This is a genomic window from Azospirillum sp. A1-3 (assembly GCF_023806445.1).
Lineage (GTDB): Bacteria > Pseudomonadota > Alphaproteobacteria > Azospirillales > Azospirillaceae > Azospirillum.
Map to the genome: position 1 here is coordinate 356,591 of NZ_JAMSLU010000005.1, position 15,407 is coordinate 371,997.

16 protein-coding genes are annotated in these 15,407 nt (G+C 69.3%); 3 read left to right on the forward strand and 13 right to left on the reverse strand.

What is annotated here, in order from left to right; all coding sequences use genetic code 11:
* Nucleotides 1–208: 208 nt before the first annotated feature.
* The gene (locus M5E06_RS26200) at nt 209–3,031 is read left to right on the forward strand and encodes an SUMF1/EgtB/PvdO family nonheme iron enzyme (RefSeq protein WP_252140723.1); all 2,823 of its coding nucleotides are present in this window, start codon (nt 209–211) and stop codon (nt 3,029–3,031) included.
* A gap of 70 nt (nt 3,032–3,101) precedes the next feature.
* On the opposite strand, the gene M5E06_RS26205 is transcribed toward M5E06_RS26200, so the two are convergent.
* The 7 genes from M5E06_RS26205 to M5E06_RS26235 all read right to left on the reverse strand — a co-directional run bounded on the left by M5E06_RS26205 (nt 3,102) and on the right by M5E06_RS26235 (nt 7,231).
* On the reverse strand, nt 3,102–3,806 hold the full coding sequence (locus M5E06_RS26205; RefSeq protein WP_252140724.1) for a hypothetical protein: 705 nt from the start codon (nt 3,804–3,806) through the stop codon (nt 3,102–3,104).
* Nucleotides 3,807–3,920: 114 nt separating this feature from the next.
* Nucleotides 3,921–4,631, reverse strand: a complete 711-nt coding sequence (locus tag M5E06_RS26210; RefSeq protein WP_146205409.1) for a Crp/Fnr family transcriptional regulator — start codon at nt 4,629–4,631, stop codon at nt 3,921–3,923.
* A gap of 201 nt (nt 4,632–4,832) precedes the next feature.
* Nucleotides 4,833–5,093 carry a hypothetical protein gene (locus M5E06_RS26215; RefSeq protein ID WP_252140725.1) on the reverse strand — a complete coding sequence of 87 codons (261 nt, stop codon included), beginning with the start codon at nt 5,091–5,093 and terminating at the stop codon, nt 4,833–4,835.
* A gap of 31 nt (nt 5,094–5,124) precedes the next feature.
* Nucleotides 5,125–5,484 (reverse strand): hypothetical protein, encoded by a 360-nt coding sequence (locus M5E06_RS26220; RefSeq protein ID WP_252140726.1) that lies wholly within the window; start codon nt 5,482–5,484, stop codon nt 5,125–5,127.
* A 43-nt stretch (nt 5,485–5,527) separates the two neighbouring features.
* Nucleotides 5,528–5,983, reverse strand: a complete 456-nt coding sequence (locus tag M5E06_RS26225) for a hypothetical protein (protein WP_252140727.1) — start codon at nt 5,981–5,983, stop codon at nt 5,528–5,530.
* A 224-nt stretch (nt 5,984–6,207) separates the two neighbouring features.
* Nucleotides 6,208–6,750, reverse strand: coding sequence for a hypothetical protein (locus tag M5E06_RS26230; RefSeq protein WP_252140728.1), 543 nt, complete (start codon nt 6,748–6,750; stop codon nt 6,208–6,210).
* Between the two features lie 115 nt (nt 6,751–6,865).
* Nucleotides 6,866–7,231 (reverse strand): EutQ-related cupin domain-containing protein, encoded by a 366-nt coding sequence (locus M5E06_RS26235; RefSeq protein WP_252140729.1) that lies wholly within the window; start codon nt 7,229–7,231, stop codon nt 6,866–6,868.
* A 104-nt stretch (nt 7,232–7,335) separates the two neighbouring features.
* Between M5E06_RS26235 and M5E06_RS26240 the strand changes: the two genes are divergently transcribed.
* Entirely contained in the window at nt 7,336–8,238 is a 903-nt protein-coding gene (locus tag M5E06_RS26240) for a LysR family transcriptional regulator (RefSeq protein ID WP_252140730.1), read from the forward strand.
* A gap of 14 nt (nt 8,239–8,252) precedes the next feature.
* On the opposite strand, the gene M5E06_RS26245 is transcribed toward M5E06_RS26240, so the two are convergent.
* Nucleotides 8,253–8,993, reverse strand: coding sequence for an SDR family oxidoreductase (locus M5E06_RS26245; protein WP_252140731.1), 741 nt, complete (start codon nt 8,991–8,993; stop codon nt 8,253–8,255).
* Nucleotides 8,994–9,092: 99 nt separating this feature from the next.
* On the opposite strand from M5E06_RS26245, the gene M5E06_RS26250 reads away from it, so the two are divergent.
* Complete coding sequence (locus M5E06_RS26250) at nt 9,093–10,040, forward strand: AraC family transcriptional regulator (RefSeq protein ID WP_252140732.1); 948 nt, start codon at nt 9,093–9,095, stop codon at nt 10,038–10,040.
* Between the two features lie 10 nt (nt 10,041–10,050).
* Here M5E06_RS26250 and M5E06_RS26255 read toward each other — a convergent pair whose 3' ends face one another.
* Genes M5E06_RS26255 through M5E06_RS26275 form a run of 5 tightly spaced genes read right to left on the reverse strand, consistent with a single transcriptional unit; the run spans nt 10,051 to nt 15,375 of the window.
* Nucleotides 10,051–10,539, reverse strand: coding sequence for a hotdog family protein (locus M5E06_RS26255; RefSeq protein ID WP_252140733.1), 489 nt, complete (start codon nt 10,537–10,539; stop codon nt 10,051–10,053).
* Nucleotides 10,536–11,849, reverse strand: coding sequence for an MFS transporter (locus tag M5E06_RS26260; RefSeq protein WP_252140734.1), 1,314 nt, complete (start codon nt 11,847–11,849; stop codon nt 10,536–10,538). Before M5E06_RS26260 ends, M5E06_RS26255 begins: the two co-directional genes overlap by 4 nt.
* A gap of 3 nt (nt 11,850–11,852) precedes the next feature.
* A complete protein-coding gene (locus tag M5E06_RS26265) occupies nt 11,853–13,079 on the reverse strand; it encodes a CaiB/BaiF CoA transferase family protein (RefSeq protein ID WP_252140735.1) in 1,227 nt (408 codons plus the stop codon).
* Complete coding sequence (locus M5E06_RS26270) at nt 13,076–14,257, reverse strand: CaiB/BaiF CoA transferase family protein (RefSeq protein WP_252140736.1); 1,182 nt, start codon at nt 14,255–14,257, stop codon at nt 13,076–13,078. The genes M5E06_RS26265 and M5E06_RS26270 overlap by 4 nt, the downstream gene beginning before the upstream one ends.
* Nucleotides 14,258–14,313: 56 nt before the next feature.
* Complete coding sequence (locus M5E06_RS26275; RefSeq protein WP_252140737.1) at nt 14,314–15,375, reverse strand: TRAP transporter substrate-binding protein; 1,062 nt, start codon at nt 15,373–15,375, stop codon at nt 14,314–14,316.
* Nucleotides 15,376–15,407 lie beyond the last annotated feature (32 nt).

Consider the following 15,407-nt stretch of genomic DNA (forward strand, 5'->3'; position numbering starts at 1 on the left):
CACTTCGGCCTGCCACCCCCTCTTTTGCCGGGTTTAGGCGGAAGGGGCGGATTGGCAATTGCCTCATCCATGAGTATGCTTCTTCCAACCAAGGCGGGCTGTAGGCAATTTCCGTAAATACAGCCAAGGCTGCCCGCCATGCGTCGCAAGCCTTGCCGGCGGACCCCCGTGGTCGAGGGGGCCTCTTTGCTCGGGGACGGAGGCGGGGATGATGGGACCGGTCGGACCCTGCCGGACGCTTTTCGCGGTGCTGCTGCTCCTGCTGGTGGTCGCGGTGCCGGGTGGCTTTGCGCATGCGGCCCGTTCGGCGGGTGGCGGGCCGGGGCCGGGGGCCGGCGCGGCGGAAAGCCGGCTGGCGCTGGTGATCGGGGTCAGCAAATACAGCAACGCGCCGGAACTGCTGAACCCACGCAACGACGCCCGGGCGATCGGCGAAGCGCTGCGGGGGCTGAATTTCACGGTGGATGAGGAGTACGACCTCGACGCCCGCGGCTTTGCCACCGCCCTGCGTCAGTTTGGCATCAAGGCATCGCAGGCCGACGTGGCGGTGATCTTCTATGCCGGGCACGGTATCCAGGTGAACGGCGTCAATTACCTGCTGCCCGCCGACGCCCAGCTGGAGCGCGAACGCGATCTGGTCTATGAGGCGATCCCGCTGAACCTGCCGATGGGGGAGCTGGCCGGGGCGCGCAAGCTGGGCATCCTCATCCTCGACGCCTGCCGCAACAATCCCTTCGTCGACCGCCTGACCCGCAGCGGATCCAATCGCAATCAGGCGCATCCCGGCTTCGGCAGCGTCGACGATACGCCGAGCGACACGCTGGTGGCGATGGCGACCCGCGCCGACCAGTTGGCGGAGGACGGCACCGGCGACCACAGCCCCTTCAGCGCGGCGCTGCTCCAGCACCTGCAGACGCCGGGGCTGGAGCTGAGCCTGTTCTTCCGCAATGTGCGCGACACGGTGAAGCAGGCCACCAATGGCCGGCAGGAGCCGTTCGTCTATGGGTCGCTCGGCGCCACGCCCTTCTACTTCAACCCGCGCCCGCCAAACCGGCCGCCGGTGCTGGGCGAGTTGCGGGCGCTGACCGTGCTCGACCACGCAGGGCCGGAGCCGCTGGGGGCCGGCAAGCCGACGGACCCCGACGACGACCAGATGTACGCCCGCGTCACCGGGCTGCCGCGCGGCGGCACCGTCCGCGTCGGGGAACGCAGCGTCTTGATCGGCGACTATCTGACGGTGGAGCAGCTGGCGGCGACCAGCTTCAAGCCCGACGGCAGCTTCCGCGGCGAGGCCGGCGCCTTCGAGTTCCTGGTGGCCGACGGCCGCGGCGGCATGGTCACCGGCACCATCCCGGTCACCATCAAGCCGAGCAACCAGCCGCCGGCCGTGGTGGCGGAGCGCAAGCTGCGCGTCGCCGGCAATCCGATGGGAATCGACGCCCCGGCCGATCCGGACGGCGACCCGCTGACCGTCACCGTCACCGCCGTGCCGGAGCGCGGCAGCGTCCACAATGGCGCGGCGGTGGTGAAGCCGGGCGACCGGCTGACCGTCCAGGCGCTGACCGCGCTGACCTTCGACCCGGAGGCCGCGGCCCCCGGACCGGCGGGAATCCTGCGCTACAGCGTCGATGATGGGCGCGGCGGCACCGCCACGGCGAGCGTCAGCGTTGAGATCGCGCCGCCGGGCACCACGCCGGTGGCGGAGCTGGAGGACAGCCTGTGGAAGCGCGTTCAGTCCAGCAGGGAGCCCGGCGACTATCAGGCCTTCCTGCAGTTGTTCGGCGGCAGCGGTTATGCCCCCATCGCCCGCCGCCAGCTGGAAACGCTGACCCTCGCCCGCAAGCGGGCGGAAGAGCCGCCGAAGGCGGAGACCAGGCAGGAGGCGGCCAAACAGGAGCCGGCGAAACAGGACGCGACGTTGGGACCCGGTCTGGAGCCGGCGGAACCCGGACGCTACACAGCCACGGTGGACAGCGTGCTGCGGGCGGCGCCGGCCAACAGTGGCGCGCGGGTCGGCCGGGTGGCGCGCGGATCGGCGGTGCAGGTGCTGGGCCGCGTGCCGGACGGCGGGTGGTATCGCATCGCGCTGGAGGACGGCACCCAGGGTTTTATTGCCGCCAGCCTGTTGAAGCACGAACCGCTGCCGGCGCAGGCGGCGGCACCTCCCCCGGCCGCACCGCCAGCGGAACCCGTGGTGGAGGCAGCCATCAAACCGCCACCGCCCGAGCCCTCCAAGGCCGAGCCGCAGGTGGCGGCGACCACGCCGCCGGCGCCCGCACCGGCGCCGGGCAACGGGACGGCGCGCAACCATGGCAACGGCAACAGCTTCCAGGATTGCCCGACCTGTCCGGTGCTGGTGCGGGTACCGGCCGGCAGCTTCATGATGGGGAACGACAAGGGCGACCCGTCGGAGCGGCCGGTCCACCGCGTCACCATCGCGAAGCCCTTCGCGCTCGGCATGTATGAGGTGACGGTCGGCGAGTGGCGCGCCTGCATCCAGGAGGGCGGCTGCACCGACATGCCGCGCATGGTCAACCCCACCGACGGCACGCCCGTCCACAATCTGCATTGGCAGGATGCCCAGGCCTATGTGGCATGGCTCAGCCGCAAGACCGGACAGCGCTACCGCCTGCCGAGCGAGGCGGAATGGGAGTTCGCCGCGCGCGCCGGCACAACGACGCCCTACTGGTGGGGAGGGGAGAGCGGGACCCATGCCGACTGCGACGGCTGCGGCGGCCCGCACGAGCACCTGACCCCGATCGCGGCCGGCAGCTACAAGGCGAACCCCTTCGGCCTGCACGACATGAACGGCGGCGTGGCGGAATGGGTGGAGGATTGCTGGAACAAGAGCTATCACGGCGCGCCGGACGACGGCAGCGCCTGGACCCGCGGCGACTGCCGCAAGCGGGTGCTGCGCGGCGGCTCCTGGCGCGACAAGCCGGAGGCGATCAACGGCACGGTGCGCAACAGCTACGACATCGACGTCCGCTATCTCACCAACGGCTTCCGGGTGGCGCGCGAGGTGAACTGAGGGTGCTGGAGCTTTATGTTTGGCGATCGGATTCACGCTCCAAATCGATTCCGATTTTACGCGATCCGATCTAGCGCTGGACGGTGACGGTGTTCTGGGTCGCGCGGTTGTGCGTGCCGACCGCGGTGTTGGTCACGGTGTTCACGTTGTTGAACTGCACCCCGCCATGGGCCAGTGCCGTGGGCAGGTGCGGCAGCGGTCCGGCGGTGCTCATCAGCAGATCCAGCGTCGATGGGCCAGCGGGCTTGGCGGACGGCGCGGGAGCGGGGGCCGGTTCGGGCGCCGGCTGGGCGGGGGCGGCGGTTTCCACCGGGCCGGCGGCGCCGTCGCCGAGCTGCTGCTGGCTGACGTTGCCGTCGCCGAAGGCGAAGTTCAGCGCGCTGTTGAAGTTGTTCACAATGAAAGGCGCGTCGATGATGGTGAAGCCGGGATCGGGCTGCACCGGCGGCTGGCGGCTGGCGGCCAGCGGCTGGCCCTTGTTGAAGCCGGCGAGATAGCCGGCGTCGCCGCGGATGCGGGTGATCGCTTGCTGGTTCACGGAAGACCGGCGGACCGACGGGTTGGTCACCATCGCGCCGGGGGGCGCGCCACGGGGTGTCGGATTCACCGACACCGGCAGGCGCGGCGCCTGTGAGAAGGCCTGCGCCATCGCGGCGCCGGGAATCGGGCCGGGTGGAAAGGCGATGCCGCCGGTGACCTGGGCTGCAGCCGTCCCGGCGGTCAGCAGCAGAGCGGCGACCGTGGGAAGAAGGGTGGTACGGGACGACATCGTCATGGGCTCCCTCCGGATCGGCGGCCGGCGCTGGTGGCCGGCTATGGGGAGCAGGGTAGGGCGGACGCCTGGGCCGGCGCTGTGGCGCGGCTCACAGGACGGTGTCGAATGAGCGCTTCAGCCGCAGGATTCGCCGATCTCGTCCAGCGCGCGGGTGTCGCGGATGACGATATGGCCGGCATCCATTTCGATCACGCCGGCACGCTGCCATTCGTTCAGCAGCTTGTTGACGCTCTCGCGCGACACGCCGACGAGGCAGCCGAGCTGCTGCTGCGACAGCTTGATGTCCAGCCGCAGCCCCTGCGGCCCCGGCTTGCCGAAGGCGTCGCCCAGCCGTTTCAGCGCGCGGGCGAAGCGGGAGGACGCTTCCAGGAACAGCGTGTCCTCCAGATGCTCGCTGGTCGTTCGCAGCCGCTTGCACAGCACCCCGATGATGCGGAAGGCCAGATCGGGCCGCGCCGTCAGCACCGGCATCAGCTGCGACCGGTCGAGGACCAGCAGGTCGGTCTCCTCCAGCGCCACCGCGTCGGCGGTGCGCGGCTCGCCGTCCAGAAGCGCGATCTCGCCGAACAGGCCGCCCTTGTTGATGATGCTCAGCACCAGCTCCTTGCCGTCCATGGAATGGCAGCAGATCTTCACCCGGCCGCGGATGACCGCCATCATGCTGTCGCCCGGGTCGCCCTTCTGGAAGATCATGGCGCCGCGCGGGTGGTGGGACAGCCGGGCGGTGTTGGCCAGACGATGCCGTTCCTCCCGCTCCAGATGCTTGAGCAGGAAATGCCCGGCGAGGACGAGATCCTTGTCGAAGTTGATCCGTATCGCGGTCATGGCCGCCACCCCCCTGCTGACATCGTGGTTGACATCGCGGGCCGCTTCTCCAGCCAGGGAATGGTACGCCCGCAACCGGGCCGTCTTACTCCGTCAAAGGCGGTACGCCGTCGTTGGCGCTGCTGCTCCGTCCGTGCGTGGGATGGACACGAAGAGGGCGGCCGGCGCTGGCCGGTCGCCCTTTGGTTGGAAAGTCAGGGGTTAGCGGAAGATCGCCTTCGGCGGCAATGGCTGCGGGTTCAGGGCGCGGTCGCCGCCATAGGTGGGACCCGGCGTGAACCCCGGCAGGGCCGTCCGGCCGCAGGTCAGGCAAGGCGGCGGCTTCGGGATGCCGGGGGCCGGCTGAAGGATCAGCGGGCCGAGCGTGGTGGCCCGTGTGTAGGACAGGGTCGGCGTCGCGGCGAAGGCCGGCGCCGTGGCGATGGTGGCAAGCGCCAGCGACAGGGTCAAAAGGCGGGACATGGCGGTGTCTCCGGTTCGATTGCGGTGGGGTTCAGTCGATGTCCGGGTCGTCGTCGTCATCCAGGTCTAGCGAGCGGGCCTGATGGCCGAAGGGGAAGCCCCGGCGGTCGAAGAGGCCGTGCAGGTCGGGGGCGACCGGGCGGGGAAGCAGAAGGGTTTCCGCATCGGGAACGACCTCCGACCGCGGATCGGACGGCGTGGCGGAGCAACGGGTCAGGCCGTCGAGCGTCACGCAGCTCAGCGTTCCCGACCCCCGCATGCAGACGGTCTTGCCGTTGACCGTCTGGCAGGCGAGGGAGCCGGCCTGCACCGGGGCCGACAGGGCCGCGAACAGCAGGACGGGCGCGGCGATGGTCAGGATTGTCGGGACTTTGAGCGGGAGCTTCGGCATCGGTGGCCTCCCGGGTGAGAAGGTAGGGGGTGGGTGTGGGAGATCAGCGGCGCAGGCCGGTCAACGATTGGCCGGCGCTGTTGCCGAGGCCGGCGGTGACGTTGGTGCCGACCCCGACATTGGTGCTGACCAGAGGCCCGCGGCCGCTGAAATTCAGCCCGACCTGCACGCCGTTGCCCTGAAAGCCGAGCAGCCTCTGTCCCGCACTGTTGCCGATGCCGGCGGCGACGTTGGTGGCGGTGCCGACATTGGTGCTGACCAGCGGTCCGACGCCGCGGATGGGCGCACCGCCGCCGCCCTGGAAGACGGCGCCCTGCTGCTGCGCCGAGTTGCCGATGCCGGCGCCGACATTGGTGGCGTTGGCGACGTTGGTGTTGACCAGACCGGGAACGGCCATCATGGAGGGCATGCCGGGGCCGGCAGCGGATTTGGGCTGCGCCAGGGCGGGGGTCGCCAGCAAGGCGGTGGCGAGAGCGCCCAGAACGAAATTGCGGATCATGGCGTGGGTTCCTTCGATGGGGGTGAGGCTTCGGGCTTCCGCGCCCCGATGTCTTCTTGAAGGAAGCTTAGTGAAGTGCCCGGCAGGCTTCTGTGAGCTGACCCACAGTTGACCGGCGTTTTCCGGCCAGTTCCGGCGGGGCCAGGCGGGCAAAAGAAAGCTCCGGCCGGGGAACCGGCCGGAGCGAGGTCTGGGGAGGAAGCCTGGAAGGAGAGGGTCGGCGGTCAGCGCTGCTTGACCAGGGCGCTCTGTCCGGCAAAGTTGCCGACGCCGGCCGACAGGTTCTGCATGGAGCTGTGGTTGAAGGGGCCGAGCAGACCGCCGGAGCGCTGCAGCACGGTGCCGTTCTGCAGGGCGGTGTTGCCGATGCCCGCCGCCGTGTTGCCGACATTGGCGACCGAGCCGCCGCTCAGCAGACCGCCGCTCCGCTGCATCACCGTCGCCATCTGGCCGGCGTTGTTGCCGATGCCGGCCGCGGTGTTGCCGATGGTCGCGGCCGAGCCGCCGCCGAACACGCCGCCGCTGCGCTGCTTCACGAAGGCGCCCTGGTTGGCCGTGTTGCCGATGCCGGCGGCGAGGTTGGACACGGTGGCGACGTTCGGCCCGGCGAAGGGACCCTTCGACCGCTGCATGACCAGCGCGCTCTGGTTGGCGGTATTGCCGACGCCGGCCGCGGTGTTGGAGATGTCGGAGATGTTCTGGGCCATCGCCGGGGCGGCGAACAGGGCGAGCGAAGCGAAGCCGGTCAGCAGGGAGGTGCGGATCATGATCTGGTCTCCTGTCTCGGGGCCGCGGGATGCGGCGTGTTGCCGATGGACAGACCCTACCCAACCCCCGGATTCCGGGATGTGAGCCGCACCACAAACTGCGGACTTTTGTCGATCAGCCCGGTTTTGCGCCGGATTGCGCCTCCTGCCAGTGCGGATAAGTGACGTAGGCGGTAAGAGCGCCCTGCTCGTGAGAGCGGATGGTGACGGCCGAGCCCTTGGGCATATGGACGATCTCGCCAGGGCCGGCGGTGACCGTGCCGGCGTCGGACGCGACCGAGACCCGCCCCTCCAGCACCACCATCACGTCGTCGACGGCGATCGTTTCGTCGATGGTCTGGTTGGGCTCGTAGCGGCCGTAGCCGATGGTGATCGGGGCGCCGTGGCGCTGGTCGATCGCGTTGCCGACGAACACGTCAGCCTGCTGGCCGGGGGTGCGTTCCAGCGAAACGTCGGTCAGGGCGAATTTGCGGACGGTCATCTGCGTCTCCGTGGAATGGTGGCTACGATCCTCCTCAGCTAGTATCGGGGCCGCAGCAGCATAAGATTGCAGCGGTGCAACAGCATGGTGGGTGACATTCAGCAATGCGCAGACGCCTGAAGCCGGGGGAGTATGCGGAGGTCCGGGCATTCGTCGCGGTCGCGGAGGCATGCAGCTTCCGCCGGGCGGCGGCTGAACTGGGCCTGACGCCATCGACGCTGAGCCACGCTGTGCGCGCCTTCGAGGATCGGATCGGCCAGCGGCTGTTGAACCGGACCACGCGGGCGGTGACGGTAACGGAGGCCGGGGCGAAGCTGCTGCAGGATTTGCGGCCGGTGCTGACGCGGCTGGACGATGCCGTGGCCGCGGTCGGCATACCCGATGGCGCGCCGGTCGGGACGGTGCGGTTGGCGGCGCCGCGTCTGGCGATCCAGATGCTGGTCGAGCCGGCGGTCCGGCGGCTGGCCCGCGACTGTCCGCATGTGACGCTGGACGTGCGCACGGCCGAATGGCCGGGCGACCTGACCGACGGGTTCGACCTTGGCATCCAGTACGGCAACGAAGTGGCGCAGGATATGGTGGCTGTGGCGCTGACCGAGCCGTTCACCGCCGCGGTCGTCGGTTCGCCCGGCTATTTCGCGGATCATCCGCCCCCGCTTCATCCCGCCGATCTGGTGCGCCACCGCTGCATCGGCTGTCTCAGCGGTCCGGCCGGCGCGCTCTACCGCTGGGTCTTCGAGCGCGACGGCGAAACGGTGGTGCTCGACGTCGGCGGCACTCTGGTTACGGACGACGCCGACCTCATGCTGAATGCGGCGATCGGCGGCGTCGGCCTATGGCATGGCATCGACCGGGTCGTGCAGCCGATGATCGACGACGGACGGCTGTTGCGGGTCCTGACCGACTGGTCGCCGAGTTTTCCCGGATTCCACCTCTATTATGCAGCGGGTGCGCCGCTGGCTCCGGCCGTGCGCGCCGTCGCGGACGCGCTTCGGAGCGGCGGCTGACCGCATTGCGATCCTCAGGCCGAAGCGAGCGCCACCGCGTCGGCTCCGGCGGCAAGGCGCATCGGGCAGGACGGATCGGTCGCCGCACGCCATACCGCTTCCGCGACATCGGAGGCGTTGGTGACCGGACCCGGCTGCTGCCATGCCGCGAAAACGCCTTGCGCCAGGTGCGCATAGGGCTCCGAAATGGCGTCGCGCATGCGGGACCGGGCATTTTCGCCGAAGGAGGTGTCCGGCGCCCGGCCGGGAAGGACCAGATGCGTCCGCACATTGAACGGCTCCAGTTCAAGAGCCAGTGATTCGGTGAAGGCGTTCACCGCCGCCTTGCTCGCCGTATAGACCGAGAGCAGATGCAGCGGCTTCAGCGTCACGCTGGAGGTGACGTTGACGATGACGCCCGACTTCCGCGCCCTGAATTGCGGCAGCAGTGCCTGCGTCATCGCCATGGTGCCGAAGGTGTTGGTCGCGAAAAGCTCGCGCACGCTGTCCATCGTTACACCTTCCAGCGCGCCCAGCAGGCCGATGCCGGCATTGTTGACCAGCACATCGACCGCTCCGGCGTCTTCCACCGCCCGGCCGATGCTGTCCGCATCGGTGACGTCGAGGCGGAGGATGCGCAGCCGGTCCGAGTGCGGCAGAACATCCTCGCGCGGGGTGCGCATGGTGGCGATGACCGTCCAGTCGCGGTCGAGGAAATGACGGGCCGTTTCCAGGCCGAAGCCGGACGAGCAGCCGGTGATGAGGATGGTTTTCATGGAATGGCTCCTGCCGAATTGGTGCGAAGCGGAAGATAGACCGCGATGGCTGGACCATCTACAATCGGAAGTCCGGAATTCATTTGCAGGAGTCCGAATATGGTCGACCCCCTGGCGCAGGTGGTCAGCCTGCTCCGTCCGAGCGCCTCGTTCTCGAAGCTCACCTATGGGGCCGGCTGCTGGCGGGTGCGGCGGACGGAGGCCGGGCGGCCATTCTACTGTGTGGTGCTCGACGGCTCGTGCCGCCTGAGCCTCGGCGGGGGCAAACCGATCACCCTGGAGGCGGATGACTTCGTGCTGATCCCCGCGGCCAACGAGTTCACCGTGGCGAGCATCGCGCCGATGCCGCCGGGGGTCGCCGATACCCGACCGGTCGAACTGCGGCCGGGCGAATATCTGCTGGGCAGTCCCGACCGGTCACCGGATGTCTGTAATCTTGTCGGATACTGCGCCTTCGCGTCGCCCGACGCGGACCTGCTGGTGTCGCTGCTGCCGCAACTGGTGCATGTCCGTGGCGAGAAGCGGTTGAGTGCGCTGGTGCGGATGGTGAACGAGGAATCGCGCGCTCTACGGCCGGCGCGCGAGGTGATCCTGGCGCGCCTGCTGGAAATTCTGCTGATCGAGGCCCTGCGGTCCACGACGGTGTCCACGGGATCGCCGGGGCTGCTGCGGGGGCTGGGCGACGACCGGCTAGCCGTCGCCCTCCGGCACATCCATGAACGGCCGACCGCACCCTGGACGGTCGCCCAGCTGGCGAAGGAGGCGGCGCTGTCGCGTTCGACCTTCTTCGAGCGGTTCCGGCAGGCGGTCGGCGTCGCCCCCATGGAATACCTGCTGCAATGGCGCATGGCCCTGGCCAAGGACATGCTCCGCCGGCGCGAAGGCGGGATCGCCGATGTCGCCGAGCGTGTCGGCTACAGCTCCGCCAGCACATTCAGCGTCGCCTTCACCCGCCATGTCGGCGTTCCGCCGACGGTTTATGCGCGCCGGCAGGAGGAGGGGGAGGCGACGCTTGCCGAACCCGCGACGGCCGGCGTCGCGCCGTGAGGATGGTGCCTTATGCCGCTGCGCCGTCGCGGGTCCGCAGCATGCGCAAGGGATTGTAGGTCAGGACGACGGTTCCGTCCTGCCGCGTCACGCGATTGAGCGTGCGGATCAGGCCGCGGCCCGGCTTCGAGGTCGGGCGGGCTTCGATCACTTCGCAGGCGACATGGATGGTGTCGCCGACGAAGGTCGGCGCCTTCACGTCGATTTCGGCGTTGAGAAAGGCGAGGCCGGTGCGTTGCATGCTGGCGGTCAGCAGGCCTTCGGAAAAGGAATAGACCAGGGCGGCGGGCACGACCCGGCCGGCGATTGCCATATGCTCGCGGTCGGCGGTGTTGGTGAACAGCTCCTCGGTGAACCAGCTGAGATTCACGAAAGCGGTGAGGTCGGATTCGGTGATCGTGCGGGCGACTGTGCGAAAGCGCGTGCCGACGGGCAGATCCTCGAAATGGAAGCCGAGCCCGATGGTGGGGCCTTCCGGATTCTGGCTACCGATGGTCATGGTGCGTCCCCTTTTGCGGTGATGGCGGTTCCGGCCCGCAGCGGTGGCGGGGCCGGGATCGCCCCGGCAATCGCCGGGCTGAGAAGGAAGGGCAGGGGAGCCGCGCTGATGGCGGCGGCGGCCACCACCAGCGAGGCCCCATATTCCTGCGTGATGTCGTGCAGCAGACCGGACAGCCATGCCCCCAGCGCCGCGCCGATCGACATGGTGGCGTAGATGCTCCCGAAGATGGTCGCCGAACCGCCGACGAAAATCCGGCTGGTCAGGGTGGAGACGATGGGGCCACGTGCGCCCTGGGCGATGCCGAACAGCAGCGTATAGCCGGCAAGCAGGATGGGGCTCGGCCGTCCATACAGCCCGATCAGACAGAGGATGCCGGCTAGCGTGCCGGCGAAGCTCGCCAGCGCCGTGGTGCGGAAGCCGATGCGGTCGCATAGGCCGCCGGCGGCGATCACCCCGGCGACCGACAGCATGCCGGCGGAGCCGAAGGCCGCCGCCGCCTCGATCGGCGGATAGCCGCTTTCCACCAGCATCGCCACGACCTGGACGATGACGATGTACATGCCGAAGGCGGTGAAGAACAGGACATGCACAAGACCCCAGAAGGGCAGGGTGCGCATGGCCTCCGGCAGGCGCCATCCGGTCCCGGCGCGGCGGACGGGGGTGGCGCCGCCATTCTCCTGCTCCGCCGGGCGGCCGTCGGCCAGCCGGCGCCATGGCAACAGAAGCACCGGCAGGGCGAGCGCGGCGAGCAGCAGGCCCATCGCCTGATAGGCGCCGCGCCAGCCGAGCCTTTCGATCAGCAGCTGCGCCAGCGGCGCGATCACCAGGATGCCCGACCCGAAACCGGCATAGGCGATGGCGATGGCGGTGCCGAGATGCCGGCGGTGCCAGCGGCCGATCAGCGCCGCCGCAGGGATCATGCCGATGGCGGCGACCCCGAGCCCGGTGACGATGCCGAGACAGAGATAGAGCTGCCAGCGCGCCTCCAGCATGCTGCCGCCCAGCGTCGCCAGCGCCAGCAGAACCAGACCCGCCGGGTAGACGACGCGCGGGCCGAACCGCTCGAAGGCCATGCCGCTGACGGGCGCGGCGAGGCCCTGCACCAGCATGTAGAGGGCGTAGACGCTGGTCAGGGTGCTGCGCGGCCAACCGGTTTCCTGTTCGATGGGAACCAGGAAGACCGTGTAGGCATCGGCAACCCCCCGCGCCACGAAATTGAAAAGGAAGGCGAACAGGACGACGAGCAGCGCCGGCACCAGCGTCGGGCTCCGTCGCGGACCCCCGCCGATCCGGTTGCCGAAGGGCAAGGCTCAACCCTCCGCCGCGGTGGCGGCCGGAGTGGGGCTTCGCGTGATGCCGCGCGCCAGAAGGTCGGCGATCCGCTCCTCGTCGTATCCGGCTTCGCGCAGCAGCTCCACGCTGTGTTCGCCCAGGCGCGGGGCCGGGCGGACGGGTTCCGGACGGCGGCCGGACCAGCGCGTCGGCACGCCGATGGAGCGCACCGTCCCCTCATGGGGATGCTCGACCGTCCGCAGGAAGCCGGTCGCCGCATGGTGGCCGTCGTCGATCAGGCTGTCGGGCGTGTGCAGCGGCATGACCGGGATGTCGGCCTTCGTCAGGTCGGCCAGCCAGTCAGCCGTACTGCGGGTGGCGATGGCGTCGGCGACCAGCCCGTACAGTTCGTTGATGTGGCGGGTGCGGCTGCCGATGTCGGCGAAGCGGGGGTCGCTGTCGAGTTCGCCCTCCCGCCCGATCAGCGTGAAGAAGTTGCGCCATTGCTTGTCGTTGTAGATCACCACGCAGATGTGGCCGTCGCTGGTGCGGTAGGGGCGGCGGTGGCGGGCGAGCAGGCGGGGATAGCCGGTGGGACCCAGCGGCGGTTCGAAGGTCATGCCGCCCATATGGTCGCCGAGGACGAACTCGGTCATCGCCTCGAACATCGGGATTTCGATCTCCTGCCCCTCGCCGGTGCGCTCGCGGTGGAACAGGGCGGCGGCGACCGCATAGACGGCGTGCAGCCCGACGGTGCGGTCGGCCATGGTCGCCGGCACATAGCGCGGATCGCCGCCGGAGGAATCGGCGATCAGGGTGGGAATCGCCGCCGCGCCCTGGATCAGGTCGTCGTAGGCCGGCTTTTCCGCATAGGGGCCGTCCTGGCCGAACCCGGTGACCGCCGCGTAGATGATCGACGGGTTGACCGCGGCGAGGTCGTCGTAGGACAGCCCGAGCCGCGCCATCGCGCGCGGCCGGACATTGTGGATGAGGACGTCGGCACCGCGGGCCAGATCGAGCAGCGCCTGCCGCCCGTCCGGCGCCTTCAGGTCCAGCACGATGCTGCGCTTGGAGCGGTTGGCGTGCAGGAAGATGGCACCCATGCCGGGATGGCGCATCGGCCCGATGCCGCGGACATTGTCGCCGGCCGGGGATTCGACCTTGAGGACATCGGCGCCGAGATCGCCCAGGATCTGCGTCGCATAGGGCCCCACCAGAACCGAGGTGAGATCGAGGATCCGAACGCCGTTCAGCGGGCCGTTCATGCCGGGCCTCCGTGATGGGGGAGTTTGGACGGGGTTGGAGCGGCGGCGCCGGCACCGATTTCCGCCAGGATGGCTTCGGCGTCGCCGTTCAGGGCCGACGCCGGTGCATGCAGGGGAGAGGTCTGCCCGGCGGCGCGGACGGGAAAGCCGACCTGCCGCCCGTCGGGACCGGCGACCGACAGGCCCAGCGCCTCCGCCTGGGCAGAGGCGGCGGCCTCGTGGGGAAGGCGGCAGATATCGGCCGGCACGTCGGCCTCAGTCAGCCTTGCCATCCAGCGGTCGGCGCTGTCGCCCGCGATCACCTCCGCCAGCAGGCCGGCGAGCCGGTCGCCATGCGCCTGACGGCCGGAATGGCTGTCGAATGCCGGGTCGGAGAGCGCCTCCGCCGCTTGGCCGGACGGCTGGGTCGCCACCGCGGCGCGGAAGCGTCGCCAGAAATGGTCCTCCATCAGACCCAGCGCGATCCAGCGGCCGTCGGCGGTCCGGTAGATGTCGTTGGTCGGGCTGAGATGGGCGCGCGGATCCTGCTGCGGCTCGGTGCCATGGCGCAGGCCGGCGCAATAGAGCACGGCGCCGAACAGGCTGGCGTCGAGATGCCGGCCGCGTCCGGTGCGGTCCCGCTCCGCCAGCGCCGCGGTGATGGAGGCGGCGGCGAGCGCCCCCGCCGCGAAGTCGCCGACCGGAATGCTGGGGCGGGACGGCGGGCGGCTCCAATGTCCGGGAAGCCCGAGCGCGCCGGCCGCCGCCATGATGTTGATGTCGTGGGCCGGACGATCCCGCGCCGGCCCCGACTGGCCGAAGCTGGAGACGGAGCAGTAGACGATCCGCGGGTTGAGGGCGCTGAGCGCCGCATAGCCGATGCCCAGCCGGTCGGCGACGCCGGGCCGGCTGGATTCGATCACCACGTCGGCCCAGCCCGCCAGCCGCGCCACGATGGGCTCGGCTGACGGGTCCTTGAGGTCGAGGGCCAGGCTCCGCTTGCCGCGGTTGACCGCCGCGAACATCGCCGCCTGATAGCTGCGGGCGCTGTCGCCGCCGGGCGGCTCGACCTTCACGACGCTGGCGCCCAGATCGGCCAGTACCGTGGAGATGAAGGGACCCGGCAGCAGGGCTGAGAAATCGACCACCCTGGTGCCGGCCAGCGGACACCAGGATTCAGAAGACTGGTCGGATGTCATCGGTTTTCCTGTGAGGGGGCTTTCCTGTCAAGCGGAGCGGGGATCAGTCCGGGCGGTTATTTCCCGTCCTTCAGCGCCTGCTGGAAGGCGGCAAGCACCTCGCTGCCGGGCAGGCGGCGCTTGTCCAGGTTGGCCGCCCATTCCTTGCTGACCGACGACAGCATGTCCTTCAGCTTCGCGCTTTCCGCTTCCGGCAGATGGACCATGGTCACCCCGGCCTTCTTCAGCCGTTCGATGTCGTTGGCCTCGTCGTGGTCGGTCTTTTGGCAGGCGTTGTGGTTGATGGTCTCGGCGGCCTTGTCCATGGCGTCGCGGACGTCGGCGGGCAACTGGTCCCACTTGCGCTTGCTGATCATGTAGGTGATGACGAAGCTGCCCAGATTCTCGCCGACGGTCGCCGACTTCACCGTGTTCTGCAGGTCGTAGGACAGCACGCTGGAATGGGGGAACAGCATCCCGTCGACGGTGCCGCGCGACAGCGCCTCCATCACGTCGGGGGTCGGGATCTGCACCGGCACGGCGCCCATCTTGCGGATCGCAAGTTCCTTCGCGGCGCCGGTGGTGCGGATCTTCTTGCCCTTGACGACATCGACGCCCTCGATCCCGGTCTTGCCCATGTAAAGCTGGTAGGGCGGCAGAACCATCGTCCACAGCACCCGCATGCCCGCCGGCCCGATCTCGCGCTTGTCGAGGATGCCGCCGGGCTTGACCAGCTGCCAGTAGGCGTTGGTGCCGGCGCAGGACGAGCTGAAGGCCTCCGGCAACTCGGCCACGGTGGACAGCGGCAGCTTGTCGGTCACGAAGGCCGGCGCGACATAGCCGATGTCGGCCACGCCGTTCTGTGTCAGGGACAACAGGTCCTTGGCCTTGCCCAGCTGTTCGGCCGGGTAATATTCGAAATCCACTTTGCCGTTGGTCAGGCGCTTGATCTCGTCCATCCAGGGCTTGGTGCCGTATTCGACGACATAATGGCCGGCGGGGAAGGAATCGGCGACGCGCAGCTTCGTCTGCTGGGCCGCCGCCGGCGCCGCAGAGACGGCAAGCGCGATGGCGGAGACCATGGGAAGGGCCAGGGCAAGGGTGCGCGCGAACAGGACCGTGACGGTGGTCGGCTTCATGGGTTTCCCCCGGAATTTCAGCGGGTTGTTGT